The sequence below is a fragment of the Salipiger sp. CCB-MM3 genome (genome assembly GCF_001687105.1).
GTDB lineage: Bacteria > Pseudomonadota > Alphaproteobacteria > Rhodobacterales > Rhodobacteraceae > Salipiger.
Genome location: NZ_CP014595.1, coordinates 1,299,194 through 1,323,511 on the forward strand (window position 1 = coordinate 1,299,194; position 24,318 = coordinate 1,323,511).

The 24,318-nt window shown below is 67.2% G+C and carries 23 protein-coding genes; 9 read left to right on the forward strand and 14 right to left on the reverse strand.

Annotated features, from left to right (window positions below; translation table 11 throughout):
• Positions 1–33: 33 nt before the first annotated feature.
• The 3 genes from AYJ57_RS06355 to AYJ57_RS25840 form a co-directional block, all read right to left on the reverse strand.
• Positions 34–897 carry an SDR family NAD(P)-dependent oxidoreductase gene (locus AYJ57_RS06355; protein ID WP_066102765.1) on the reverse strand — a complete coding sequence of 288 codons (864 nt, stop codon included), beginning with the start codon at positions 895–897 and terminating at the stop codon, positions 34–36.
• 105 nt (positions 898–1,002) lie between these two features.
• Positions 1,003–1,566, reverse strand: coding sequence for an SH3 domain-containing protein (locus tag AYJ57_RS06360; RefSeq protein WP_066102768.1), 564 nt, complete (start codon positions 1,564–1,566; stop codon positions 1,003–1,005).
• Positions 1,563–1,760 carry a hypothetical protein gene (locus AYJ57_RS25840; protein ID WP_157373989.1) on the reverse strand — a complete coding sequence of 66 codons (198 nt, stop codon included), beginning with the start codon at positions 1,758–1,760 and terminating at the stop codon, positions 1,563–1,565. The genes AYJ57_RS06360 and AYJ57_RS25840 overlap by 4 nt, the downstream gene beginning before the upstream one ends.
• Between AYJ57_RS25840 and AYJ57_RS06365 the strand changes: the two genes are divergently transcribed.
• From AYJ57_RS06365 to AYJ57_RS06380, 4 genes are all read left to right on the forward strand, one after another.
• Positions 1,759–4,074 (forward strand): DNA topoisomerase IV subunit A, encoded by a 2,316-nt coding sequence (locus AYJ57_RS06365; protein ID WP_066102770.1) that lies wholly within the window; start codon positions 1,759–1,761, stop codon positions 4,072–4,074. The two genes, AYJ57_RS25840 and AYJ57_RS06365, sit on opposite strands and share 2 nt — an antisense overlap.
• A gap of 394 nt (positions 4,075–4,468) precedes the next feature.
• Positions 4,469–5,227 (forward strand): electron transfer flavoprotein subunit beta/FixA family protein, encoded by a 759-nt coding sequence (locus tag AYJ57_RS06370; RefSeq protein ID WP_066102775.1) that lies wholly within the window; start codon positions 4,469–4,471, stop codon positions 5,225–5,227.
• Positions 5,227–6,153, forward strand: coding sequence for an electron transfer flavoprotein subunit alpha/FixB family protein (locus AYJ57_RS06375; protein WP_066102778.1), 927 nt, complete (start codon positions 5,227–5,229; stop codon positions 6,151–6,153). The genes AYJ57_RS06370 and AYJ57_RS06375 overlap by 1 nt, the downstream gene beginning before the upstream one ends.
• A 228-nt stretch (positions 6,154–6,381) precedes the next feature.
• Positions 6,382–6,957: an NADPH-dependent FMN reductase gene (locus AYJ57_RS06380; RefSeq protein WP_066102781.1), complete on the forward strand. Its 576-nt coding sequence runs from the start codon at positions 6,382–6,384 to the stop codon at positions 6,955–6,957.
• Between the two features lie 104 nt (positions 6,958–7,061).
• Here AYJ57_RS06380 and AYJ57_RS06385 read toward each other — a convergent pair whose 3' ends face one another.
• Both AYJ57_RS06385 and AYJ57_RS06390 read right to left on the reverse strand, forming a co-directional pair.
• Entirely contained in the window at positions 7,062–8,738 is a 1,677-nt protein-coding gene (locus tag AYJ57_RS06385) for a capsule biosynthesis protein (RefSeq protein ID WP_066102783.1), read from the reverse strand.
• Positions 8,716–9,375, reverse strand: coding sequence for an ABC transporter ATP-binding protein (locus AYJ57_RS06390; RefSeq protein ID WP_066102786.1), 660 nt, complete (start codon positions 9,373–9,375; stop codon positions 8,716–8,718). The genes AYJ57_RS06385 and AYJ57_RS06390 overlap by 23 nt, the downstream gene beginning before the upstream one ends.
• A gap of 241 nt (positions 9,376–9,616) precedes the next feature.
• On the opposite strand from AYJ57_RS06390, the gene AYJ57_RS06395 reads away from it, so the two are divergent.
• From AYJ57_RS06395 to AYJ57_RS06410, 4 genes are read left to right on the forward strand one after another with little or no spacing between them, the layout of a single operon-like run.
• Positions 9,617–11,371 carry a carbamoyltransferase family protein gene (locus tag AYJ57_RS06395; protein ID WP_066102788.1) on the forward strand — a complete coding sequence of 585 codons (1,755 nt, stop codon included), beginning with the start codon at positions 9,617–9,619 and terminating at the stop codon, positions 11,369–11,371.
• A complete protein-coding gene (locus AYJ57_RS06400) occupies positions 11,368–12,237 on the forward strand; it encodes a polysaccharide deacetylase family protein (RefSeq protein ID WP_066102792.1) in 870 nt (289 codons plus the stop codon). The genes AYJ57_RS06395 and AYJ57_RS06400 overlap by 4 nt, the downstream gene beginning before the upstream one ends.
• A 48-nt stretch (positions 12,238–12,285) precedes the next feature.
• Positions 12,286–12,882 carry a uracil-DNA glycosylase family protein gene (locus AYJ57_RS06405; protein WP_066102794.1) on the forward strand — a complete coding sequence of 199 codons (597 nt, stop codon included), beginning with the start codon at positions 12,286–12,288 and terminating at the stop codon, positions 12,880–12,882.
• Entirely contained in the window at positions 12,879–13,667 is a 789-nt protein-coding gene (locus tag AYJ57_RS06410; RefSeq protein ID WP_066102799.1) for an SseB family protein, read from the forward strand. The genes AYJ57_RS06405 and AYJ57_RS06410 overlap by 4 nt, the downstream gene beginning before the upstream one ends.
• Positions 13,668–13,692: 25 nt before the next feature.
• On the opposite strand, the gene AYJ57_RS06415 is transcribed toward AYJ57_RS06410, so the two are convergent.
• From AYJ57_RS06415 to AYJ57_RS06445, 7 genes are all read right to left on the reverse strand, one after another.
• Positions 13,693–14,697: a P1 family peptidase gene (locus AYJ57_RS06415; RefSeq protein ID WP_066102802.1), complete on the reverse strand. Its 1,005-nt coding sequence runs from the start codon at positions 14,695–14,697 to the stop codon at positions 13,693–13,695.
• Positions 14,698–14,936: 239 nt separating this feature from the next.
• Entirely contained in the window at positions 14,937–15,677 is a 741-nt protein-coding gene (locus AYJ57_RS06420; RefSeq protein ID WP_066102805.1) for an SDR family oxidoreductase, read from the reverse strand.
• A 34-nt stretch (positions 15,678–15,711) separates the two neighbouring features.
• On the reverse strand, positions 15,712–17,157 hold the full coding sequence (locus AYJ57_RS06425; protein WP_066102808.1) for an aldehyde dehydrogenase family protein: 1,446 nt from the start codon (positions 17,155–17,157) through the stop codon (positions 15,712–15,714).
• A complete protein-coding gene (locus AYJ57_RS06430) occupies positions 17,135–18,829 on the reverse strand; it encodes a dipeptide ABC transporter ATP-binding protein (protein ID WP_083191168.1) in 1,695 nt (564 codons plus the stop codon). The genes AYJ57_RS06425 and AYJ57_RS06430 overlap by 23 nt, the downstream gene beginning before the upstream one ends.
• A complete protein-coding gene (locus AYJ57_RS06435) occupies positions 18,826–19,641 on the reverse strand; it encodes an ABC transporter permease (RefSeq protein WP_066102811.1) in 816 nt (271 codons plus the stop codon). The genes AYJ57_RS06430 and AYJ57_RS06435 overlap by 4 nt, the downstream gene beginning before the upstream one ends.
• Positions 19,638–20,582, reverse strand: a complete 945-nt coding sequence (locus tag AYJ57_RS06440) for an ABC transporter permease (protein WP_066102814.1) — start codon at positions 20,580–20,582, stop codon at positions 19,638–19,640. Before AYJ57_RS06440 ends, AYJ57_RS06435 begins: the two co-directional genes overlap by 4 nt.
• 47 nt (positions 20,583–20,629) lie before the next feature.
• Positions 20,630–21,073 carry an NUDIX domain-containing protein gene (locus AYJ57_RS06445; protein ID WP_066102817.1) on the reverse strand — a complete coding sequence of 148 codons (444 nt, stop codon included), beginning with the start codon at positions 21,071–21,073 and terminating at the stop codon, positions 20,630–20,632.
• Between the two features lie 103 nt (positions 21,074–21,176).
• Between AYJ57_RS06445 and AYJ57_RS06450 the strand changes: the two genes are divergently transcribed.
• Complete coding sequence (locus AYJ57_RS06450; RefSeq protein WP_066102820.1) at positions 21,177–22,319, forward strand: alpha-D-ribose 1-methylphosphonate 5-triphosphate diphosphatase; 1,143 nt, start codon at positions 21,177–21,179, stop codon at positions 22,317–22,319.
• Between the two features lie 27 nt (positions 22,320–22,346).
• Here the strand turns inward: AYJ57_RS06450 and AYJ57_RS06455 are convergent, their stop codons facing one another.
• Both AYJ57_RS06455 and purE read right to left on the reverse strand, forming a co-directional pair.
• Positions 22,347–23,420, reverse strand: coding sequence for a 5-(carboxyamino)imidazole ribonucleotide synthase (locus AYJ57_RS06455; RefSeq protein WP_066102822.1), 1,074 nt, complete (start codon positions 23,418–23,420; stop codon positions 22,347–22,349).
• 281 nt (positions 23,421–23,701) lie between these two features.
• A complete protein-coding gene (gene purE, locus AYJ57_RS06460) occupies positions 23,702–24,193 on the reverse strand; it encodes a 5-(carboxyamino)imidazole ribonucleotide mutase (protein ID WP_066102825.1) in 492 nt (163 codons plus the stop codon).
• Between the last annotated feature and the right edge of the window lie 125 nt (positions 24,194–24,318).

The window sequence follows — 24,318 nt, forward strand, 5'->3', positions numbered from 1 at the left end:
CGACCTTAGCGCGCTCCACCGCGCCTCCTGCAGTTAGCGGGTGCGTTCGATGATCCAGTCGAGCAGGCGCGACGGCAGCAGGCGGCGCAGCGTGCCCATGATGTGGGTCGGCGTGGTGACATAATAGCGCGGCGCGGGATGATCGCTCTCCAAGGCGCGGATCAGCTTTTCGGTGACCGCCGAGGCGGGCAGCTCGAATGTGTCCTCTTGCGGGGCCGCATAGAGCCGCTTGCGCAACGAGCCTTCGTATTGCGCGCGGCGCGGGCTGTCCTGCCAGTTCACCCAACGCTCGAAATGGGGGACGGAATTGGCGCGGATCTTCGAGGTGATCGGGCCGGGCTCGACGAGGATCACCTTGATCGGCGTGTCCGACATCTCGATGCGCAGCACGTCGGTCAGCCCTTCGAGCGCGTGTTTGGTCGACACATAGGCCCCGCGCCACGGCATTGGCACCAGCCCCAGAACCGACGAGCAGTTGATGATCCGCCCGTGCCCCTGCGCGCGCATCACCGGGATCACCATGCGGGTCAGCGTGTGCCAGCCGAAGAGGTTGACCTCGAAGATCTCGCGCAGCGCGCCGGTGGGCAGATCCTCGAGCGCCCCCGGCACCGCGTAGGCGCCATTGTTGTAGAGCGCGTCGAGCGTCCCGCCGGTGGTCGCCAGTACCTCTGCCAACGCCGCCTTCATCGAGGCCTCGTCGGCATAGTCGAGCCGCGGGCTCTCGAAGCCTTCGGTCCGCAGCCGGGCGCAATCCTCTTCGCTGCGGCAACTGGCGAACACCCGCCAGCCACGGGCGCGCAGCCCGCGGGCCGCCGCAGCGCCGATGCCCGACGAGCAGCCGGTGATCAGAATGGATTTTCGGGATTCTGTCGCAGCCTGTTCGGTACTCAATGCCATACGCCGGTCTCCTGTTCGCAGAGACCGGGATAGGCGAGGCGGGCGGGGGCTGCAATCGCTGGCGGCTCACTCCGCCGCCTCAGGTCACAGCCTTAGTTCACCGCCTCAATTTACAGCGGCGGCGAGATAGGCGTCATACATCCAGCCAGCGGTACCGCCATCTTGCGCCTGCAGCTTCACCCAGCCATCGCCGGGATCGCTGAGCACCTCGACGCGGTCGCCTTCGCCGAGCTGACCGACGACGCTGTAGCTGGTGCCCGGACCATAGCGCAGGTTGACCCGGCTGCCGGTGACCTTGCGCAGATCCGCGGGCGTCTCAGGCTCGGCGCTTTCGGGCTCGAAGCTGGCCGCGATGGGTTTGTCGGGCACTGCCGCCAGCGCAAGGTCCATGCTCTTGGCTGTCGCCGCCGCCCCAGTGACCTTCGCCTCGGTCACAGTCGCCTGCGATTCGGCGGGCCCCACATCGGTGAGCGAGGCGGTGCTGGCGCGGGTCACCTCAGGCTCAACGGCGGCGTCTGCTGAAGCTGCGGGCAGAGTTTCGGCCTCGGCTGCGCGGACCATCATCGGCAGATCGACACCATTGGTTCCGGCGGAGAATTCCGCGCCTCCGGACATTGAATACCAAGCCCAGCCCAGAAGGCCAAAAGTAAGCACCATAAGGCGTTTCATGCTGAAATCTCCTGAACAGAAAAGGGCTGGCTGAAAAAGGCCGCTGGCGCACCGTTCCAATACTCGGCGTCACGCTCAGCATAGCCGATTTGCGCGCTCGCCTTAAGCGGGAATCTGGAAAAATCCGCTCTGAATGGAATTCGCGGTGCGGATCGCTTGCCCGCGCTTTTCTGCGCGGGTATCACAATATGCATGAACGATATCGTCGATGACCCCAACATGAACCCTCGTAACGTGGCAGAGACCCTGCGCCGGGCAATCGGCGAGCGGTACCTGACCTATGCTCTGTCGACGATCATGAACCGGGCGCTGCCAGACGCCCGTGACGGGCTCAAGCCCGTGCATCGTCGTATCCTTTATGCAATGCGCCGGCTGCGACTTAGTTCCAGCGGAGGCTTCCTGAAGTCGGCAAAAATCTCCGGCGACACGATGGGGGATTTCCACCCGCATGGCGACGCGGCGATCTATGACGCCATGGCGCGCCTCGCGCAGGACTTCACCATCCGCTACCCGCTGGTCGACGGTCAGGGCAACTTTGGCAACATCGACGGCGATAACCCGGCGGCCTCGCGTTATACCGAGGCGCGGATGACCATCATGGCCGAGGCGCTGCTGCAGGGTCTCGACGAGGACGCGGTGGACTACCGCCCGAACTACGATGGCCGTCTCGAAGAGCCCGTGGTGCTGCCCGCCTCCTATCCCAACCTGCTGGCCAACGGCTCGTCGGGCATCGCGGTGGGCATGGCGACCAACATTCCGCCGCACAACATTGGCGAGCTGATCGACGCCAGCCTGCATCTCATCAAGTCGCCGAACGCGCTGGACGAGACGCTGCTGCAATATGTGCCCGGTCCCGATTTCCCCACCGGCGGGGTGATTGTCGAGTCGCGCGAGAACATCGCGCAGGCCTATGCCACCGGACGCGGCTCGATCCGCCTGCGCGCGAAATGGGAGGTCGAGGACCTTGGCCGCGGACAATGGCAGGTCGTGGTTACCGAGATCCCCTATCAGGTGCAGAAGTCCAAGCTGGTCGAGCGGCTGGCCGAGTTGATCCAGACCAAGAAGGTGCCGATCCTCGCCGACATCCGGGACGAGAGCGCCGAAGACATCCGCATGGTGCTGGAGCCCAAGAGCAAGAACATCGACCCCGATCTGCTGATGAACCTGCTGTTCAAGAACAGCGATCTGGAGATTCGCTTCTCGCTCAACATGAACGTGCTGATCGACGGCGTGACGCCAAAGGTCTGCTCGCTGAAAGAGGTGCTGCGCGCCTTCCTCGATTTCCGGCGCGACGTGCTGTGCCGCCGCTCGCGGCACCGGATGGAGAAGATCGACCACCGTCTCGAGGTGCTGGAAGGGCTGATCATCGCCTTCCTCAACCTCGACCGCGTCATCGACATCATCCGCTATGATGAGGACCCCAAGGCCGCGCTGATGCGCGAGGACTGGGGCCGCAAGACCGCCCGTGCCACCTCCGAGGCCGATTACGTCTCCCCTGCCCCGGTGTCGGGCGAAGACGAGTTCGGCCTGACCGAGGTGCAGACCGAAGCCATCCTCAACATGCGCCTGCGCAGCTTGCGCAAGCTCGAAGAGATGGAACTGGTCGCCGAGCGCGACAAGCTGATGGAAGAGCGCGCCGGTCTCGAAGACCTTCTGGCCAGCGAAGACCTGCAGTGGAAGCGTATCTCGGGCGAATTGCGCGAGGTGAAGAAGGCCTTCACCAAGGATCTCGAGCGGGGTGCGCGCCTCACCGCCTTCGCCGAAGCGGGCGAGGTCGAGGAAGTGCCGCTGGAAGCGATGATCGAGCGCGAGCCGATCACCGTGGTCTGCTCGCAGATGGGCTGGATCCGCGCGATGAAGGGCCACATCGACCTGAACTCGGAACTGAAGTTCAAGGACGGCGACGGCCCGCGCTTCATCTTCCACGCCGAGACGACGGACCGCCTGCTGGTCTTCGGCTCGAACGGGCGCTTCTACACGATCTCTGCCGCCAACCTGCCCGGCGGGCGCGGCATGGGCGAGCCGCTGCGGCTGATGGTCGATCTGCCCAACGAGGCGCAGATCATCGACATTTTCGCGCATGTGCCGGGCCGCAAGCTGCTTCTGGCCTCCTCTGCCGGGGACGGCTTCGTGGTGCCCGAGGCGGATGTTCTGGCGCAGACCCGCGCGGGCAAGCAGGCCCTCAACGTCCGAGAGCCCGCCTTCGCCAAGATCTGCAAGCCAGTGACGGGCGACGCGGTGGCCGTGGTCGGCGAGAACCGCAAGGTGCTGGTCTTTATGCTCGACGAACTGCCCGAGATGGGCCGGGGCAAGGGCGTGCGCCTGCAGAAGTACAAGGATGGCGGCCTGTCGGACCTGACAACCTTCACGCTGGCCGACGGCCTCACTTGGAAGGACCCGGCCGGGCGCACCCGCACCCAATCCGACCTCAGCGAGTGGATCGCCAAGCGCGCCACCGCGGGCCGTATGGCGCCGCGCGGCTTCCCGCGGGACAATACGTTCACCTGATCTGCCACGGCAGGCAGGGCTGAAACCTCAAACAAGGGGCCGCCTTCGGGTGGCCCTTTTGCCGTTTGGCTCCGCTGAAAGCGACCCGACGCCCCCTCTGAACCAAGGTCTGCGAATCAAGTTTCGGCCCGTCCTAAGCCTGATCAGGCACCAACTCAGCCCATCGCCTATTTTTTGTGCAGAACGCCAACACGCGCGAAACGCGTTTCCGACCGTTCGAATTTCCGCCGCGACATCGCGCTGCTCCGCGTCCACACAAGCGCGCTAACGCAGCGGCGTTTTGGCACGCTTGGCCAAATTGGCACTGTTTCCCTCGCGTTCACTTCGCTATCACCCCACGGGAGAACCAGAAGTGCCGTGCTTGCTGCGGCGAAACAAAGGGAGTGATCCGCTCATGAAGGTGCTTGTGCCCGTGAAGCGCGTGATCGACTACAACGTGAAAGTCCGCGTGAAAGCGGACGGCACGGGAGTCGATCTTGCCAACGTCAAGATGTCGATGAACCCGTTCGACGAGATCGCCGTCGAAGAGGCCATCCGCCTCAAGGAAGCTGGCAAGGCCGAGGAAGTGATCGTCGTCTCGATCGGCGTCAAGCAGAGCCAGGAAACCCTGCGCACCGCGCTGGCCATGGGAGCTGACCGCGCCATCCTCGTGACCGCCGCCGATGACGTGCACACCGACATCGAGCCCCTCGCCGTCGCCAAGGTCCTCGCCAAGATCGTCGAGGAAGAGGCCCCGGGCCTTGTCATCATGGGCAAGCAGGCGATCGACAATGACATGAACGCCACCGGCCAGATGCTCGCGGGCCTTCTGGGCTGGGCACAGGCGACCTATGCCAACTCGCTCGACGTCGAGGGCGATGCCGCCACCGTGGCGCGCGAAGTCGACGGCGGCCTGCAGACCATCAAGGTCGGCCTGCCGGCGATCATCACCGCCGACCTGCGCCTCAACGAGCCGCGCTACGCGTCGCTGCCGAACATCATGAAGGCGAAGAAAAAGCCGCTCGACGAGAAGACCGCCGCCGACTTCGGCGTCGATGTCTCGCCGCGCCTCGAGATCGTCAAGACCTCGGAGCCCGAAGAGCGCGCTGCCGGCATCAAGGTGGGCTCGGTCGACGAGCTCGTGGCGAAACTGAAAGACGCGGGGGCACTCTGATGGCTGTTCTTCTTCTTGCAGAGATCAACGACGGCGCGCTGGCGCTGGACGCAACCGCCAAGGCGGTGAACGCCGCGGCGAAACTGGGCGACGTAACCGTTCTGGCCGCGGGCGCTTCGGCTGCAGCCGCCGCCGAAGAAGCCGCCAAGATCGACGGCGTCGCCAAGGTGCTGGTCGCCGAGGACGCGCTCTACGGCCACCGCCTCGCCGAGCCGGTCGCGGCGCTGATCGTCTCGCTCGCCGGTGAGTATTCGCACATCGTCGCCCCGGCCACGACCGACGCGAAGAACATCCTGCCGCGCGTTGCCGCGCTGCTCGACGCGATGATCCTGACCGATGTGACCGCCGTGGTCGACGCCGACACTTTCGAGCGTCCGATCTACGCCGGCAACGCCATCCAGACCGTGAAGTCGAAGGACCCCAAGAAGGTCATCACCTTCCGCACCTCGACCTTCGAGGCCGCCGCCTCCACCGGCTCGGCTTCGGTCGAGACCATCGGCGCAGGCGACAACCCGGCGCTGTCGGAGTGGGTCGAGGACAAGATGGCCGAGAGCGATCGTCCGGAACTCACCTCGGCGAAGATCGTCGTCTCGGGTGGCCGCGGCGTCGGCTCGGAAGAGGACTTCGCGCTGATCGAAAAGCTCGCCGACAAGCTCGGTGCCGCAGTGGGTGCGTCGCGCGCCGCCGTGGACTCTGGCTTTGCCCCGAACGACTGGCAGGTCGGCCAGACCGGCAAGGTCGTGGCACCGGACCTCTACGTCGCGGTCGGTATCTCGGGCGCGATCCAGCACCTCGCTGGCATGAAAGACTCCAAGGTGATCGTCGCGATCAACAAGGACGAAGAAGCGCCGATCTTCCAGGTCGCCGACTTCGGCCTCGTCGCCGACCTCTTCGAGGCCGTGCCGGAACTGACCGACAAGGTCTGAACCGCACGCTCGTCTTGAGACCAAAAGCTTTGCGAAAGGCCCGCCCCCAACGGCGGGCCTTTTTGCATCCACCTTAAACGCCATGAGCAGAGCCCGTGCACAGATGCACCCGCGCTGTGCGCGCGGGCGGATTGTGTCGTCACGGCGAGAGCGTAGGTATGGGGCAAGGCACGGCCCTCCTCCCCTCTTGGGCTGACCCAATCCAATTTTATCCGGAAGGACACCCTCATGGCTCTCAAGCTGAAGATCATCCTCGGCTCCACCCGCCCCGGCCGCATTGTGCCCATCGTCGGCAAATGGGTCGAAGACCTCGCCAAGCAGCAGAACGGTTTCGACGTCGAAGTCGTCGACCTCAAGGAAATCGACCTGCCGCTGCTCGACGAAGCTGGCCACCCGCGTGCGCAGGCCTATGAGCACGAGCACACCAAGAAATGGGCCGCGAAGGTCGCTGACGCGGATGCCTTCATCTTCCTGACCCCGGAATACAACAGCTTCCCCTCGGCTGCGCTGGTCAACGCCATTCAGGCGCTCGCGGTGGAATGGGAGCGCAAGGTCGCAGCTGTCGTCAGCTACGGCGGCGTTTCGGGCGGCATGCGCGCCGCGCAGGAACTGCGCCAGCTGCTGGTCAACATGAACGTCATGGCGCTGCCGCAGTCGGTGCCGGTGCCTTTCGTGTTCAACTACATCGGCGAAGACGGCGTGCTGCGCCCCGACCAGCCCGTGGTTGATGGCATGGCTGGCATGTTCAGCGAGCTGGCCGCTTGGGGCGAAGCCCTCAAGCCCGCCCGCGCCAAAGCGGCCTGAGCCCTTTTCCCCATTCCCGGCTCAGACCCACAAACGCCCGGCCATTGGCCGGGCGTTTTTTGTTGCCGTGAAGGTCTGGCGCGGGCCCGGCCCGCGCTGGGGACTCAGCTCGACACCTGCTCGCGCAGGATCGAGGCGGTGAGCGAGATCATCAGATAAATGCCCGAGAAGATCAGGAACGCCAGAATGGTGTTCTCGAAGCTGCGCGGGTAGCTCGGATCCTCAGAGGCCACCGGCTCGACCGAGGTGGTCAGGTATCGCGCTTGGCTGTCGGCATCGCGCCGCGCCTGCTCCAGCCGCTCGAGCGCGGTTTGCAGCATCAGATCGCGGGTCGCCAGATCGGCCTGCGCCAGTTGGATCTGCACCGCCTTCTCGGCCAGCGAATCCTCGCCCGTGGTGGCGGTGTTCATCTGCGCATTGAGGTCCTCGAGCAGCGCCTCGAGACGGCGCACGTCACCGCGTGCGCCCTCGACACGGCTGCTGTTGGGGCGGGCGTTGTCGAGCAGCGCCTGCAGGGTCAGCCGCTTCTCCTGAAGCTGCACTTCGATGTTGCTGATCTGCGTGCGCAGTGCCGCGATCCGGCCTTCGGGGTCGATCACAGACCCCTGCTGCTGCAGCCGCACCAGCTTTTCCTGCGCATCCTGACGGTCGGCCTGCGCCTCCTCGAGGCCCACCTCGGCGTCGGTCACCGCGTTCGAGCGCTTGCGCAGCGACAGGTTGTCCACGCGGTCCTCGGCGTATCCGATCAGCGCCCGGCTAAAGCGCGCCGCGGTCTCGGGATCGGCGGCTTGGATCTCCATCTTCACCACACCCTCGGTCGGGTCATAGCCGATGTCGATATTGCGCTCGTAAACGGCGAAGGCGTCCTCGGTCGAGGCATCCTCGTCGAGCCGCTGGATGGGGTCGATCCACGCTTGCTGGTAATGCGACCGGAAGCCCTCGTCGCGGTCGAGCCGCAGCATGGCATCCTTGGACATCAGGTAGCTCTGCACCGCGATCGCATCCTGATTGGTGGCGAATTGCGTGCCTGAGAACAGGCTGCCCATGGAGGAGGCCGAGTTTTCGGCCTTGAGGATCAGGAACTCGGACTTGGTGGCATACATCGGCGTAGCGACGACATAGAAATAGTAGCCCGCGATCAGCGTCGGCAGCAGCACGAAGAAGGCCAGCCGGGTCAGCAGCAGCGCCATCTTCTTGCGGCGGCGCTTGGCCAGCTCCTGCTGGATCTTCATGATCTCGGCGGCGCGGCGCTCCGCCGGGCTGGCGGTCTGCGTCGACGGCAGGTTGGTCTTGCCCGCCGGAACGGTCTGCGGCAGCTGGGTGCCGGGCTTGCGCACATCGGGCTGCACGGCGGGCACAGCGGCCTGCGCGGCGGTGCCGCCACCGCCGCCCTGCCCTGCGCCACCGGCAGCCGTCTCGGGCACCACCAGTTCGAGCATGGTGCTGCGGCGGAACGGATCGATCCCGCGGGCCCGCAGCAGGCGCACCGCGTCATAGTCGGAGGCGGGCTCGAGCCCATGCTTCTGCGCCACCCGGCGCGCGAGCCGCAACTGGCGACCGGTCAGCCCTTCGCTGCGGATCGCCTCGATATCGGTGGTGCCGGACTTCGGCGCGGCGTCGGACGGCGTCTGCGCCTTGGACTCGCCGGACGCGGTGTTGGCGAACCGCGGCAGCCCCTCAGGCTTGGCCGGGGCGGCCTCGGGCATCTCCTCGGAACGCGCGGCTGCGGCGGTGTCGGGGCGGCGGATGCGGAATTTCTTAGCCTTGGGTTTCATAGTCATAGAGCTTTTTCGCTTCTTCCAAGGTTTCAAACTGGTGCAGCTTGCCGTCCATCAGGACCGCCGCCTTACGGGCAAATTTCTCGAGGATCGCTGGCTGGTGCGAGACGATCACAATGGTTGTGGTCCGCAAACGTTCGGCGAGGATCTCGCCGGCCTTGCGGTTGAACTCGACGTCGGTCGAACTCGGCATCCCCTCGTCGATGAGATAGATGTCGAAATCCAGCGCCAGCATCAGCGAGAAGGTGAACCGTGCCTTCATCCCCGACGAATAAGTGCCGATCGGCTGGTCGAAATACTCTCCGAGCCCACAGAGCCAGCGGCAGAACGCCTCGACATACTCGGGATCAAGCCCATACATCCGGGCGATGAACCGAGCGTTCTCCCGCGCCGAGATCTTCGAGATCACGCCCCCCATGAAGCCGAGCGGGAAGGACACGCGCGACGTGCGGCGAATCTCGCCCTCATCGGGCTTTTCCAGCCCCGCCATCATGCGGATCAGCGTGGTCTTGCCAGTGCCATTGGGCGCGAGGATGCCGACGCTCTCGCCGAGCGTCACTTGAAAGGACACACGGTCGAGGATCACCTTGCGGCGTTCTCCGGTCCAGAAGGACTTGCTGACCATGTCGAACTCGATCATCACCCACCCCTTTCGAGCGGCCTGCATACTACGGCCCTCGGGTTACGTGACGGTTATTTGGCGAATTAGGTCAGATTATGACCAAAATTTGCAACAACGCCATTCCATCTATGTCACTGATCCCGAAACCACATAAATCCTCGCCATCTGCGTGCGCAAACCTTGGTCGAATCGCGCTTTAAGCCCCTGACGAAGCATGTATGGTTCGCCTAGAACGAAGGACGGCAGGAGCCCATAGCGCATGAGCTACACACTTGGCCTCGCGACCATGGACAACAGCGCGGCCGCGCTCTTTCACGAGGGGCAGCTCGTCGCCGCCGTAGAGAATGAGCGCCTGAGCCGGATCAAGAACGATGGCGGCTTCCCTTGGCTGGCGATCGACGAATGCCTCACCATGGCGGGGATCACCGCCGCCCAGATCGACCATATCGCCGTCTATTGGCAGCCGTGGCGCCTTGCCACCCGCGGCTTCGGCACCCTGCGCAAAATGGCGGGCTCGCCGCATGCGCGCAGCGCCATCGCGGCGCGGGCCCGGCAGATGTTCGTCAGCGCGCCCGACACGCCCGATGGCGAGGTTTCCGGTTCGTGGAGCGACCTTTTCCGCCTGCGCCGCCTGCTGCGCGACCGCTTTGGCCCCATCGCGGCGAAGATCAGCTTTCACGACCACCACCTGTGCCACCAGCTTTACGCCGAGGCGATGCGCGACTGGGATGATTTCGTCTCGCTCTCCTACGACGGCGGCGGCGAAGAGAACTCGACCGTGCTGCATGTGGTGCGGGACGGAAAGCGCGAGATGATCTCGCGCCACCGCTGGCCCAATTCGCTCGGCCATTACTACAGCGTGTTCACCGGCTACCTCGGCTTCAAGATGCTCGAGGGCGAATACAAGATGATGGGGCTCGCGCCCTACGGCAAACCGGTCTATCGCGATGCCCTGCGGGAACACGCGCTGCGCCTGCTCCCCGGCGGCCGCTACGCGCTCAACACGCGGCTGTGCGACTATCACGCCGCGCTGAAGGGTATCTTCCCAGAGGAGATGGAGCGGCATTTCGGCCCGCGCCGCGCGCTGGATGCCGAACCCGAGCAATGCCATGTGGATCTGGCGACCTCGGTGCAGCAGGTCCATGAGGATGCGGTGGAGCATCTGCTCGCCCCGCTGCGCGACAGCCACCCCGATCTGCGGCGGCTGGTCATTTCGGGCGGCTGCGCGCTCAACGTCACCGCCAACGGCAAGCTGCTGGCCAAGGGCGTCTTTGACGAAATCATCATCCCGCCCGCCCCGCATGACGCTGGCTGCGCCATCGGCGCGGCGATGGCCGATCTCGCCGCGCGCGGGATCAGCGCCGCACCAGAGCCGGTGCGCGCCCCCTATCTGGGCCGCGGCTACAGCGTGCCAGAGATCGAAAGCGCCATCGGCGCCGCGGGCCTGCCAGTGCCGGATGCGCTGCCAGAGGATGCGCTGGTGAGCAATACCGCGCAGATGCTGGCCGACGGGCTGGTGATCGCGTGGTTTCAGGGCCGCAGCGAGTTCGGCCCCCGCGCGCTGGGATCGCGCAGCTTCCTTGCCGATCCACGCCGCGACGAGATGCGCGAAGAGCTCAACCGCAAGATCAAGAAGCGCGAGATCTTCCGCCCCTTCGCCCCGAGCGTCGCCGAGGAGGCCGCCAGCACCTTCTTCGAGATCGACCAGCCCAGCCCCTATATGAACATCGTCGCCCGCGTGCGCGACGACAAAGCCGAAGCGATTCCGGCAGTGACTCACGTGGATCAAACCGCCCGCGTGCACAGCGTTTCGGCGGCGGCCAACCCGCTTTATCACGCTCTGCTCACCCGCTTTGGCGAGCTGACCGGCGTGCCGGTGCTGCTCAACACCTCGTTCAATATCCAAGAGCCCATCGTGCACAGCCCCGCCGACGCGCTGGCCACCTTCCGCGCCTCCGGCGTCGATGCGCTGGTGATCGGCCCCTATATCGTCACCCGCGAGGCGCTGGAATGACCGATCCCGACCTCTTTCTCAGCATCGACTTCGAAGATTTCGCCCATGATCTGAAACGCGATCTGGGGCTGTGGGAGACCGGGCCGCTGCGCGGTGACGCGCTTTGGGCCGGGTATGAAAGCATTGATGGCTTTCTGCGCGACCAAGGCGTGCGCGCCACCTTCTTCTGCACCGGGATCATCGCCGACCAGCTGCCCGACCTGATCGGGCGCATCGCCGGGGACGGGCATGAGGTCGCCTGCCACTATTATTTCCACGACGAGCTGCGCAGCCAGTCCGCAGAAGAGGTCGAGCGCAACCTGCAGCGCGCCAAGGCCGCGCTGGAGCAGGCCGCCAACGCCCCGGTGCAGGGCTTCCGCGCCCCCAAGTTCCGCATCGAGAAGTCGGACCCGGCGCAATACCGCGCGGTGGAGCGGCACTTCACCTATGATTCCTCGTTCTTTGCCGGAAGCCGGGGCGAGGTCCGCGCCTTTCGCAAGCGCATGGGGCTGACCACGCTGAGACTGCTGCCGATCTACTCGGCCCCGCCCTTCGAAGGGCTGCCAGAGATGAAGCTCGGCGGGTCCTATCTCAAACTCTTCCCCGCCGCCTTCGCCGACCGGCTGCTGTCGGGCTGCGAGAACGCAGGTCTGCCGCCGCACATCTATCTGCATCCCTATGAGTTCACCGCTGGCGGGGAGTTCCTGCTCAGCCGCGCCGAACGCGCGCCGCTGGGCCGCCGCAGCGCCGCCTATTGGGGCCTGCGCCAGCACCAGTGGAGCACCATCGGCAACGCCGGGCTGAAGTCCAAGCTCGACCGCATCTGCCGCCGCCTCGGGCTCTATGGGCGGCTCTGCGACCACCTTGAGGCCGCCGAGGTCACCTAAGCGGCCCTGCTACTGGCGGCACTGGCCGCCAACGCCTACCTCTGTGCCATGTCTCAAAGCCTCAGCGCCCTTCACGCCCGCATCGCCGCCTGCCGCCTCTGCGCCGACCGCTTCGCCGCCACCGCCACCCGCCACGCGCCGCGCCCGGTGCCATGGTTTCGCCCCGGCGCGCGGCTGCTGATCGCCGGGCAGGCACCGGGGATGCGGGTGCATACCTCCGGACGGCCCTTCAACGACCCTTCGGGCGACCGGCTGCGCGCGTGGCTCGGGCTATCGGAAGAGGAGTTCTGGGATCAGAGCCGCATCGCCATCGTCCCCATGGCCTTCTGCTTTCCCGGCTATGACGCCAAGGGCGCGGATCTGCCGCCGCCGCCCATCTGCCGCGCCACATGGCATGATCCGCTGTTCGACGCGCTCGGCCCGCTGCCGCTGCGGCTCTACGTTGGGGGCCACGCGCACCGCTATCACCTCGGCACGAAACGCGGCGTCACCGAGACCGTGGCGGGCTGGCGCGCGCACATGCCGGACGCCTGCCCCTTGCCCCATCCGTCTTGGCGCAATACGGCTTGGCTCAAACGCAATCCGTGGTTCGAGGACGAGCTTCTGCCGGTCCTGCGCGCCCGTGTCCGCGAGGTACTGACATGACCACCACACCGCTCGACGCCGCCCTTACCGCGATGGAAGCCGCGCCCGAGGACGACAACGCCCGCCTGCGCTTTTACGAGCGCCTCGCCGATGGCGAGCTTTATCTGCTGCTCACCAAGGAAATCGACGGCGCCCAGATCGAACCCGAGCTTTTCGACCTCGGCGATGCGCGCTTCGTGCTGGTCTTCGACCGCGAAGAGCGTCTGTCGCAATTCGTCGGGCGTGCCGCGCCCTATGCCGCGCTCTCAGGCCGCGCCGTGGCCAATATGCTCGCGGGTCAGGGCATCGGGCTGGCGGTGAACATCGAGGTTTCCGAGGCCTCCACCCTGCTGCCCCCCGAGGCGGTGGACTGGCTGGCGGCAACGCTTGGCCACGGCCCTTCGGAAAGCGAGGCGCGCATCGAGGAAGTGTCGCAGCCCGGCGGCCTGCCCGAGGCGCTGCTGCAGGCGCTCGACACCAAACTGGCCACCGCTGCGGGGTTTGCCCGCTGCGCATGGCTGGCGGGTGCCAGCTATGAGGGCGGCGGGCGCGGGCATATCCTCGCCTTTGCAGGCACGCTTCCGGGTGCCGAGGACGCGCTGGCGCGCGCGGTGAACGAGGCGCTGGTGTTTTCCGGCATCGAGGCCGGGGCGCTCGACGTGATCTTCCTGCGCGACAGCGATGAGCTTGCCGCCAGCCTCACCCGCGTCGGCCTGCGCTTCGACCTGCCACAGATCGAAGAGCCCGCGCGCGTGGAGCGCATCGCCCCCGGGTCCGACCCCGACAGCCCGCCGATCCTGCGCTGAGCCTCAGGCGCGTCAAAGGCGCCCGCTACAGACCAAGCTCCTCGCGCAGCGTCGGCAAGGTGTCGCCGGGCGCGGGGCGCGCCTCCCAGACCGCGCGACCGATGGCCCGCGCGAGGCACAGGCTCGCGGCGTGGCCGATCTGCGCCAGCTGCAGCGAAGGTTCGATCAGCGCCTGCCGTCCGGTGGCGCAGGCGAAAACCAGATCGCCATCCATCGGCGAATGTGCCGGGTGAATGGCCCGCCCGATCCCGTCCTGCGCCGCCACCGCCATGCGATGCGCCTGTGCCTTGTCGAGCTGCGCATCCGTGGCGACCACCGCGATCGTGGTGTTCCCGAGCGCCGCCATCGCTCCGACCTTGCGGCTCTGCGGCATGTCGTGAAAGCCCTTCGCCGGCTCGGTGCCGAGACCGCCGAACTCGTCGCCCACCTCGAAGGGCGCGGCCCAGAAATGCCGCCCCGAGGGGGTCATCACGCTGCCCATCGGATTCACCGCCACCAGCGCGCCGACGGTGATACCGCCCTCCAGCACCATCGAAGCCGAGCCCAGCCCGCCCTTGTGCTGCGCGGTCTGCGCGCCGCAGCCCGCCCCGCGCGAGCCCAGCCGGAACTCGGTTCCGGCATTGGCCAGCGCCTGCCGCCCCAGCGCGGGATAGGGGTTCACCCCCCAGTGCTTGTCGCCACCGTTGAGCAGGTCGAAGAGGATCGCCGCGGGCACGATCGGCACGCGGGCCGAGAACACCTCAAAGCCGCGCCCTTCTTCGTGCAGCGCATCCATCACCCCCTGCGCCGCCGCCAGCCCGAAGGCGCTGCCGCCCGAAAGCACCAGCGCATCCACCCCCGGCGCGGTCTTGTCAGGCGCCAGAAGATCGGTCTCGCGCGTGCCGGGCGCGCCGCCCATGACCGAAACGGAGGCCACCATCGGCGCCTCTGCGGTCACCACCGACACGCCGGACTTGAGCAGCGAATCCTCGGCATTGCCGACCCTGAGGCCGGGGACATCGGTGATCAGATTGAGGGGACCGGGTCGCATGAAACCACTCCTTGCAGCCACTGGTTGATAATTTGCTGCGCTGCAGCAAAAAACAAGGGCGCCCGCTGTCGCAGGCGCGCCTTTGCGTATTTTGCGAACAATGAAAGGCCTTATGCCGCCGATGGCCTGCTGAAAAGGGCCAGTAATAAGCGCGCCGGTCCGTCTTCTTCTCTTTCAAAATACGCTGGGGGAGTCGCGGCGCAGCCGCGGCGGGGGCAGCGCCCCCACCGACGCCACCTTCAGATGCAGCGCCCGCCGTCCACTTCCATGCACACGCCGGTCACCAGCGAGGCTTCGTCCGAGCACAGGTAAAGCGCCGCGTTGGCCAGATCCTCGGGGGTCGAGAAGCGCCCCATGGGAATGGTCGAGAGGAACTTCTCGCGCATTTCCGGCGTGTCCTCGCCCATGAAGCTCTTGAGCAGCGGCGTGTCGCCCGCCACCGGGTTCAGCGCGTTCACCCGCACGCCGAAGGGGGCCAGTTCGATCGCCATGGCGCGCGTCGCGGTGATCATCCAGCCCTTCGAGGCGTTGTACCAGTTGAGCTTTGGTCGCGGCGAGACGCCCGCCGTCGAAGCGATGTTGAGGATCGCGCCCGCGCCGCGCTCTTTCATCCCCGCCACGAGCGCACGGGAGGTCAGATAGACCGATTTGCAGTTCACCGCCCAGACCTTGTCGAAATCCGCCTCGCTGATCTCTTCCATGAAGCCCGGCAGATGCGTCACCCCGGCGTTGTTCACCAAAATGTCGACCCGGCCCAATTCGGCCCCGGCGCGCACCGCCATCTCCTCGACCGAGGCGCCGTCACCCACATTCACCTCATGCGCCACGCCGCCGAACTCGGACGCCACCTCCATGGCCCCCTCCATATTGATGTCGGCGACCATCACCCGCGCGCCCTCTGCCGCGAAGCGCCGCGCGATGCCCGCACCAAAGCCCGAGCCCGCGCCGGTCACGATGGCGGTTTTCCCGTCCAGTCTCATTCCTGTCTCCTCCCTCAAATCCTCAACCGCAGGCTCAGCCGTGATGCGCCGCCACTGTCTTCAGCACCGAGAAACCATACAGCGCCTCGAAGCCCTTCTCCCGACCGTGGCCGGACTTACCAACCCCGCCGAAGGGCAATTCGACCCCGCCCCCGGCGCCGTAGTTGTTCAGGAAAACCTGCCCGGCCTTCAGCTTCTTGGCGAGCCGCATCTGCCGCGCGCCGTCGCGGGTCCAGACGCTGGCGACGAGCCCATACTCGGTGCCATTTGCGATACGCAGCGCCTCGGCCTCGTCGTCGAAGGGGATGATCACCTGCACCGGGCCAAAAACCTCGTCCTGCGCCAGCGCGTGATCCGCCGGAACAGGGCCATAGAGGCAGGGCGCCACGTAGTGGCCACCCTCGGGCAGCCCCTCGGCCAGCCGCGCGCGCGCCAGCACCGGCAGGTCGGCGCCTTGTTTCAGGAACCCCTCGACCCGGCGCTTCTGGGTTGCGTTGATCAGCGGGCCGATGTCGCGGTCCTCCATGGCGGGGCCGACGAGTTTCGCTTCATAGGCGGCGGCCATGCGGCTCATCACCTCGTCCAGCACCTCGCGCTGCACGAGGATGCGCGAGGAGGCCGAGCAGGTCTGCCCGGCGTTCTGCAGCCCGGCATTCACCAAGAAGGGCAGCGCCGCATCGAGATCGGCATCGGCAAAGACCAACTGCGGGGATTTGCCGCCCAGCTCCAGCGTCACCGGGATCACATTGTCCGACGCCGCGCGCTGCACGGCGGCGCCGGTGGCGACCGAGCCGGTGAAGCTCATGTGCTGCACGCCGGGATGCGACGACAGCGCCGCCCCCGCCTCGGACCCCAGCCCCGGAACCACGTTGAGCGCCCCCGCCGGAAGCCCCGCCTGCTGCGCCAGATCGGCGAAATGCAGCGCCGTCAGGCAGGCGTCTTCGGCCGGTTTCAGCACGCAGGCATTGCCCATGGCGAGCGCCGCACCGACCGAGCGGCCGATGATCTGCATCGGGTAGTTCCACGGCACGATATGGCCCGTGACCCCATGCGGCTCGCGCAGGGTGTAGACCGTGTAGCCGTCCAGATAGGGAATCGTCCCGCCGTGGATCTTGTCCGCCGCGCCACCGTAGAACTCGCAGTAGCGCGCCAGCGCCACCGCATCGGACCGCGCCTGACTGAGCGGCTTGCCCACGTCCTGCGCCTCGATCCGGGCGAGCATGTCGACATTCTCGAGCACCAGCAAACCGATGCGGGTGAGGATGCGCCCGCGCTCCAGCGCGGTCATCGCGCCCCACTCCCCGTCGAGCGCCGCCTGCGCTGCGGCCACGGCCTCGTCGATCTCTGCCTTGCCGCCGCGGGCGATGCGTCCGATCTCCTCGCCCGTGGACGGATCGCTCAGCGGCAGCGTGTCCGCGGTCTCGCGCCATGTGCCGCCAATAAGCACGCGGGCGCTGTCAAAGGGGCTCCCCTCCGGCATCGTCATCTCCTCCCATCTCCGGCCCCGGCAATCGCGGCGCCGCCTCCATGAGAGATTTGGTATACCAGTGCTGGGGATTGTCAAACACGTCGCTTGTGTCGCCGCGCTCGACGATCTCGCCTTCGCGCATCACCAGCACCCGGTCGGTGATACCGCGCACCACCGAAAGATCATGGCTGACGAAGAGATAGCTGAGGCCCCGCGCGCGCGACAGATCCGCCACCAGATCGAGGATCTGCGCCCGCACCCGCACGTCGAGCGCCGAGACCGCCTCGTCGAAGATCACCAGCTCGGGCTCGATGATCAGCGCGCGGGCGATGGCGATACGCTGGCGCTGCCCACCCGAGAATGCGTGGATCGGTGCATCGGCGTGCTCTGGCTTCAGCCCCACGGCAGTGAGCGCTCCGGCGATGGCCGCCTGCCGCGCCGCGCCTTTCGGCGGGTCCGGCAGCAGGTGGAAGGGCTCGGCGATGATCCGGCCGACGCTGTGGCGCGGGTTGAACGAGCCATAGGGGTCCTGAAACACCACCTGCACGCGGCGGCGTATCACGGGGTCGGGCTTTCCATGCGAGAGGATCGGCTTGCCGTCGAGGGTGATCTGCCCCTCTTGCAAGGGCTCCAGCCCGAGGATCGCGCGGCTGAGCGTGGACTTGCCGCAGCCCGACTCGCCCACGAGCCCGACCCTTTCGCCGCGGCGAATGTCGAAGCTGACGCCTTTCACCGCGCGAAACTGCCCGCGCGGCGCGAAAAGGCGCTGGCGCGGCAGCGGGTAGGCGCGAACCGCCTCCGCAACGCTCAGCATCGTCTCGCCCGCCGTGACCGGCGCAAGCTCGGGCTGATGCCGCGACGCCTCGAAGAGCTGCCGGGTATAGGGATGGCGCTGCTCGGTCAGGACCTCTCGCGTGGGGCCCTGCTCGACGATGCGTCCTTCGTTCATCACCGCGATCCGGTCGGCCATGCCCGCCACCACCGCAAGATCATGGGTGATCATCAGCAGGCCCATGCCCTCCTCGCGCACCACCCCGGTGAGCAAATCGAGGATCTGCGCCTGCGTGGTCACGTCGAGGGCGGTTGTGGGCTCGTCGGCGATCAGCAGCTTGGGGCGCAGCGCGATGGCCATGGCGATGCCGACGCGCTGGCGCTGGCCGCCGGATAGCTCATGCGGGTAGCGCGTGGGCGGGATGCGCGCAGGATCGAGCCCAACGCGGGCCATCACCTCGGCGGCGCGGGCGCGGGCGGCGTCGCGCGGCATGGCCTTGTGGATCAGGATCGTCTCCATCACCTGATCGCCGATGCGCTGGACCGGGTTGAGCGCGGTCATCGGCTCCTGAAACACCATCCCCACCTCGCGCCCGCGCAGGGCGCAGAGATCGCGCTCGGGCAGGGCCAGAAGGTCTTGGCCCTGCAGCAGCAGCTGGCCAGAGGTCTCGGCCCGCTCGGGCAGAAGCCCGATGGCCGCAAGCGCGGTCATCGACTTGCCGGAGCCGGACTCGCCGGTCAGCGCGAGGATCTCGCCGGGCTGCAGGCGCAGCGAGACGCCCTGCAGGATGGGGGTTCCGCCGATGGAGAGAGTCAGGTCGCGGGTTTCCAGCAGCGCCTGTGCTGCCTGCCGGACCGGGGGCGCTGCCCCCGGACCCCCGGGATATTTTCGCCAAGAGGAAGAAACGGTCATGCGCGCGAGGGCCTCAGGCGGGGGTCGAGGGCGTCGCGCAGCCCGTCGCCGAGCAGGTTGAGGCCGAGCACGGTCAGCACGATGGCGAGACCCGGAACGATGGCCACATGCGGCGCCAGCGCCACCATGGTCTGCGCATCGGACAGCATACGGCCCCAGCTGGGCACCGGCGGCTGCGCGCCGAGGCCGACGTAGGAGAGGCCGGCCTCTGCAAGAATTCCCAGCGAAAACTGGATGGTGCCCTGCACGATCAGCAGGTTGGCGAGGTTGGGCAGGATATGCTCGAAGCTGATGCGCGGCGCCCCTTTTCCGGCGACGCGGGCGGCGAGAATGAACTCGCGGCGCCAGAAGCTCAGCGCCGCGCCGCGGGTCAGACGGGCGAAGACCGGGATGTTGAAGATGCCGATGGCGAGGATCGCGTTGAGCGCGCCGGGGCCGAAGATCGCGGTGATCAGGATCGCGATGACCAGCGAGGGGAAGGCGAAGATCAGATCATTGGTGCGCATCACCAGCTCGTCGAGCCAGCCGCCCTGCCGCGCGGCGGCGGCAAGGCCCAGCGGCACGCCGAGACCCATGCCCAGCCCAACCGCCACCAGCGCCACCGCCAGCGAGGTGCGCGCGCCGGTCATGATCATGCTCAGCATGTCGCGGCCAAGGTGATCGGTGCCCAGCAGATGCGCGGCCGAAGGCGGCTGCAGCCGGGCGGCGATATTCACCGCCTCGACGTCGCCAGGGGTCCAGAGGAAGGACAGCAGCGCCGCGCCCGCGAAGGTGAGGGTAAGCGCGGCGCCGAGGATCAGCGAGGGTCTCATCGCGCGCGCCTCAGTCTTGGATCGACCAGCGCATAGGCCATGTCGGTCAGGAAGTTCACCGCAATCACCGCGAAGACCAGCAGCATGACCACCGATTCGACCACGATGAGGTCACGCTGGGTGATCGACTGGAATATCAGCCGCCCGAGGCCCGGCAGGAAGAACACCTGCTCGATGATGATCGCCCCCGCCAGCAGAAAGGAGAACTGCAGCCCGAGGATCGTCAGCACCGGAATGAGCGCATTGCGCAGCCCGTGCCGCCACAGCGCCTGCCGCCGCGACAGCCCCTTGGCACGGGCGGTGCGGATGAAATCCTCCGACAGGATGTCTATGAGAGAACTGCGCATGATCCGCGCGAGGATCGCCGCCTGCGGCAGCGCCAGCGCCACCGCCGGAAGGGTCAGCGATTTCAGCGCCAGCAGCGGGTCGTCCCAGCCGGGAAACCCGCCCGCGCTGAACCAGCGCAGCTTCAGCGCAAAGAGCAGCACCAGCAGCATGGCGAACCAGAAGTTGGGGATGGCGATGCCAAGCTGGGTGGCGCCGATGACGCCGGCATCGCCCGGCTTGCCGCGGCGGGCGGCAGCGTAAATCCCGGCGGGGAAGGCGATGAGCACCGAAAGCGCCAGCGCATAGAGCGCCAGCGGCAGCGACACGATGATCCGGTCCGCCACCATCTGCGCGACGGGGGTGCGATAGGTGTAGGAGGTGCCGAAATCGCCCGAGAGCATGCCGCCGAGCCACGACAGGTAGCGCTGCCATTTCGGCAGGTCGAGGCCAAGCTCGCTGCGCAGCGCCGCCACCGTATCGGGCTGCGCGTTCATGCCCAGCATGTAGCTGGCCGGATCACCCGGGGCGACCTCGACCACAAGGAAGATGACCAGCGACGCCGCCAAAAGCGAAAGCGCCAGCGCGGTCAGACGTTTGAGCGCATAGGCAAGCATGGGGGCACGTTATGCGGCAGGCAAGGCGCGGTCCAGCGGTCGCGCGCTCATTGCTGGATCAATTCCAGCGGGTCGTAGCCGAAGCCTCTGCCCCATGCCACATGCGGCAGGCTGTCGGGTTTGAAGCGCAGCGCCTGCATCTCGTCGCGGGTGACGAAACGGCGCTCGGTCACCACGCCCTCGGGGTCTTGCCAGCCGTGGTCGATCACCCCGGCGGCGATGCGGCAGCGAAAGAAGATCTCGACCTGATGAAAGCCGCTCTTGGGGTCATGGAACTCGTTCACCAGACAGGGCGGGCCGACCTTCACCTCCAGCCCGGTTTCCTCGCGCAGCTCGCGGGCGAGGTTCTCGGGCAGCGAGGCACCGGGTTCGACGCCGCCGCCCGGGGCGCACCATAGATCGCTGGTGCCGCCGGGCCATGCGTTGACCAGCAGCAGGCGGTCCTCGTGCAGCAGCACGGCGCGGGCGGCGAGACGGGGAGATTTCTGCATGGGGCTGCCTGTCCTTTTGCCCCTTTCATAGGGCCGGGCGGGCGCGTATCTCAAGCGCCGAGCCCGCCCCGCCCTCACATCACCATCGAAAGGTCCCTGCCCCGTGCTCGATCTGTGCTTCCAAAACGCCCGCACCCTGCGCCCCGAGGGCTGGAGCGATGCGCCGCTCTCCATCTGCGGCGGGCTGCTGCACGCGGGTGCGGCGGGCAAGCCGGTGGACCTGTCGGGCTTTGAGGTGCTGCCGGGCATCGTCGATGCCCATGGCGATGGGTTCGAGCGGCACATGGCACCGCGACGGGGCGCGCTGCGCGAGCGCGAGAGCGGTGTGCTGGCCTGCGCGTCGGAACTGGCCGCCTGCGGCATCACCACCGCTGCGCTGGCGCAGTTCTGGTCGTGGGAAGGCGGGATGCGCGGGCCGGAGTTCGCCGAGGAGGTCTTTGCCGCGGTCTCGGAGGTGGCGCCGACCGTGCCCGTGGACCTGCGCCTGCAACTGCGGCTCGAGACGCATTTCCTTGATGGTTTTGCCGGGGCCGAAGACGCGGTGGCGCGCTGGGGCATCTCTTATGTGGTGTTCAACGACCATCTACCGCACCAGCGGCTGGCGGAGGGCCGCAAGCCGCCGCGGCTCACCGGGCAGGCGCTCAAGAGTGGCCGCAGCCCCGAGGCGCATCTGGCGCTGATGATGGGTCTGCACGAACGCGGCGACGAGGTGCCGGGCGCGCTGGATGCACTCGCCACCCGTCTGGCGGCGCGCGGCGTGACCATGGGCAGCCATGACGACCGCACCGCCGGAGGCCGCGCAGACTGGCGCAACCGCGGCGCGCGCGTTTCGGAATTTCCCGAAACGGTGGAGGCGGCGCAGGCGGCGCGCGAGGCTGGCGATTTCATCGTGCTGGGCGCGCCCAATGTGGTGCGCGGCGCGAGCCATGCGGGCAATGTCTCGGCACTTGATCTGGTGGGCATGGGCCTGTGCGACGCGCTGGCCTCGGATTACCACTACCCCGCCCCGGCGCGCGCCGCGTGGCGCTGTGTCGAGCTTGGGCTGCTGGACGAGGCGGCGGCGTGGCGGCTGGTCTCGGAAGGGCCGGCGCGGCTGCTCGGACTGACCGACCGGGGCCGGATCGAGGAAGGGCTGCGCGCCGATCTGATCATCCGCGAGCAGGCGACGCGGCGCATCGTGGCGACCCTCGCCGGGGGGCGCGTGGCCTATATGTCGGGGGATGTGGCCGGTCGCTTCTTCAGCTGAAGCGCCCGCCTTGGTGCGTCAAAGGGCTCAGCCGCCGCGCACGATGCGGTTGACGTGGCCCATCTTACGGCCCGGCTTGGCCTCGGCCTTGCCGTAGAGGTGCAGCGCGGTGTCCGTCTCGCGCAGCAGTTCGGGCACGCGGTCCATATCGGCACCGATGAGGTTTTCCATCTGCACGTCGCTGTGGCGCGCGCCGTCGCCCAGCGGCAGGCCCGCGACCGCGCGGATGTGCTGCTCGAACTGGTCGACGGTGCAGCCGTTCTGCGTCCAATGGCCCGAGTTGTGCACCCGCGGCGCGATCTCATTGACCACCAGCCCGTCGGGGCAGACGAACAGCTCGACGCCCATGACGCCGACGTAATCGAGCGCATTGAGGATACGGCCCGCCAGCAGAATGGCGTCCTGACGGTGCGCCGGGGTGAGACGCGCAGGCACGGTGGTGGTGCGCAGGATGCCGTCGCGGTGCACGTTCTCGCCGGGATCGAAACAGGCAACCTCGCCGTCCACGCCGCGCGCGGCGATCACCGAGACCTCATGGCTGAACTCGACGAAGCCTTCGAGGATTGACGGCGCGCCCTGCATCGCTTCGAAAGCGTCCGCGGCATCGTCCTTGGACTTGATCCGCGCCTGGCCCTTGCCGTCGTAGCCGAAGCGGCGGGTCTTGAGGATGCCCGGCGTGCCGATCAGCTCCAGCGCGTTGTTGAGATCCTCGGCAGTGTCCACGGCGGCGAAAGGCGCGGTGCGCAGCCCGAGATCACGCAGGAACTCTTTTTCGGTCATCCGGTCCTGACTGACCCGCAGCGCCTCGCGGCCGGGGCGGATCGGGCGCAGCGCCTGCAGCGTGTCGAGTGCCTCGGTGGGGATGTTCTCGAACTCATAAGTGATCACGTCCACCGCTTCCGCAAAGCGGGTCAGCGCCGGTTTGTCGTCATAGGCGGCGGTGGTCACCGCATCGGCCACGTGACCGGCAGGAGGCTGGGCGCCCGGCTCGAAGATATGCGTGCGATAGCCGAGGCGGCTGGCCGCGACGGAGAGCATCCGTCCCAGCTGTCCGCCGCCGAGAATGCCGATGGTTGCACCTTGGGGAAGAGCGTCAGACATGGGGGCCTCCGTTGCGCGGTTCGGGGTTTTGCCGCTTTTCCTGCGGATTGGCCCCGCTTGCAACACCCGTTTGCATGGAAAGCGGAGGCAAAACGCGCCGACGCCCGGAGCAAGGCCGCAGGCCGCCGGGCGAGCGCCGGCCCGTCCGGGCGGGCTGGCGCTTGATCACCCAAGAGCACCGGAACGATATCGCGCGGACGTGGCAGCCATAAAGCGCCGACCTCAATCATTGCAGCGCCACCCCACGGGCCGACGCTCGCCCGGCTCGTTCTACTGAAAGCTCAGTCCCGCACAGGCTCTTCGGGGATCGAGTCCGACAGCGCCTGCCGCCAAGCATCGAGCCGTTCGGCCAGCGCCGGGTCCTGCAGCGCAAGGATGCCCGCCGCCATCAGCCCGGCATTGGCCGCGCCCGCCGCGCCGATCGCCATGGTCGCCACGGGAAAGCCGCGCGGCATCTGCAGGATCGAATAAAGGCTGTCGACACCCGAAAGCGCCCGCGTCTGCACCGGTACGCCGATCACCGGCACACGGGTTTTCGAGGCCATCATTCCCGGCAGATGCGCCGCACCCCCAGCGCCCGCGATGATCACCTGCAGGCCGCGCCCGGCAGCCTCTTTGCCGTAGGTCCACAGCCGGTCCGGCGTGCGGTGGGCCGAGACGATCTTGACCTCATAGGCCACGCCTAGCTCGTCGAGCATCTGCGCCGCTTCCTGCATCGTGGGCCAGTCCGACTGGCTGCCCATGATGATCCCGACCTTCACCTCTTCCGACATCTTCTGCCCTCATTGCCTGCGGAAAGCGGCACTATAGCCGCCCTGCCCCCGGTGTCCATGCGTCAGGCCCGCCCCCGCCTCTCCCTGCGCGCGCTCTGGGCAACGCGGTGAAAAGCATGGGCCTT

Coding starts and splice junctions, on each gene's coding strand:
- AYJ57_RS06415 (WP_066102802.1), bottom strand. CDS start 14,697: ATGCGACCCGGTCCCCTCAATCTGATCACCGATGTCCCCGGCCTCAGG.
- AYJ57_RS06385 (WP_066102783.1), bottom strand. CDS start 8,738: ATGACTATGAAACCCAAGGCTAAGAAATTCCGCATCCGCCGCCCCGAC.
- AYJ57_RS06400 (WP_066102792.1), top strand. CDS start 11,368: ATGACCGATCCCGACCTCTTTCTCAGCATCGACTTCGAAGATTTCGCC.
- AYJ57_RS06440 (WP_066102814.1), bottom strand. CDS start 20,582: ATGCTTGCCTATGCGCTCAAACGTCTGACCGCGCTGGCGCTTTCGCTT.
- AYJ57_RS06390 (WP_066102786.1), bottom strand. CDS start 9,375: ATGATCGAGTTCGACATGGTCAGCAAGTCCTTCTGGACCGGAGAACGC.
- AYJ57_RS06420 (WP_066102805.1), bottom strand. CDS start 15,677: ATGAGACTGGACGGGAAAACCGCCATCGTGACCGGCGCGGGCTCGGGC.
- AYJ57_RS06365 (WP_066102770.1), top strand. CDS start 1,759: ATGAACGATATCGTCGATGACCCCAACATGAACCCTCGTAACGTGGCA.
- AYJ57_RS06410 (WP_066102799.1), top strand. CDS start 12,879: ATGACCACCACACCGCTCGACGCCGCCCTTACCGCGATGGAAGCCGCG.
- AYJ57_RS06425 (WP_066102808.1), bottom strand. CDS start 17,157: ATGCCGGAGGGGAGCCCCTTTGACAGCGCCCGCGTGCTTATTGGCGGC.
- AYJ57_RS06370 (WP_066102775.1), top strand. CDS start 4,469: ATGAAGGTGCTTGTGCCCGTGAAGCGCGTGATCGACTACAACGTGAAA.
- AYJ57_RS25840 (WP_157373989.1), bottom strand. CDS start 1,760: ATGCATATTGTGATACCCGCGCAGAAAAGCGCGGGCAAGCGATCCGCA.
- AYJ57_RS06455 (WP_066102822.1), bottom strand. CDS start 23,420: ATGTCTGACGCTCTTCCCCAAGGTGCAACCATCGGCATTCTCGGCGGC.
- AYJ57_RS06360 (WP_066102768.1), bottom strand. CDS start 1,566: ATGAAACGCCTTATGGTGCTTACTTTTGGCCTTCTGGGCTGGGCTTGG.
- AYJ57_RS06445 (WP_066102817.1), bottom strand. CDS start 21,073: ATGCAGAAATCTCCCCGTCTCGCCGCCCGCGCCGTGCTGCTGCACGAG.
- AYJ57_RS06380 (WP_066102781.1), top strand. CDS start 6,382: ATGGCTCTCAAGCTGAAGATCATCCTCGGCTCCACCCGCCCCGGCCGC.
- purE (WP_066102825.1), bottom strand. CDS start 24,193: ATGTCGGAAGAGGTGAAGGTCGGGATCATCATGGGCAGCCAGTCGGAC.
- AYJ57_RS06395 (WP_066102788.1), top strand. CDS start 9,617: ATGAGCTACACACTTGGCCTCGCGACCATGGACAACAGCGCGGCCGCG.
- AYJ57_RS06405 (WP_066102794.1), top strand. CDS start 12,286: ATGTCTCAAAGCCTCAGCGCCCTTCACGCCCGCATCGCCGCCTGCCGC.
- AYJ57_RS06435 (WP_066102811.1), bottom strand. CDS start 19,641: ATGAGACCCTCGCTGATCCTCGGCGCCGCGCTTACCCTCACCTTCGCG.
- AYJ57_RS06430 (WP_083191168.1), bottom strand. CDS start 18,829: ATGACCGTTTCTTCCTCTTGGCGAAAATATCCCGGGGGTCCGGGGGCA.
- AYJ57_RS06375 (WP_066102778.1), top strand. CDS start 5,227: ATGGCTGTTCTTCTTCTTGCAGAGATCAACGACGGCGCGCTGGCGCTG.
- AYJ57_RS06355 (WP_066102765.1), bottom strand. CDS start 897: ATGGCATTGAGTACCGAACAGGCTGCGACAGAATCCCGAAAATCCATT.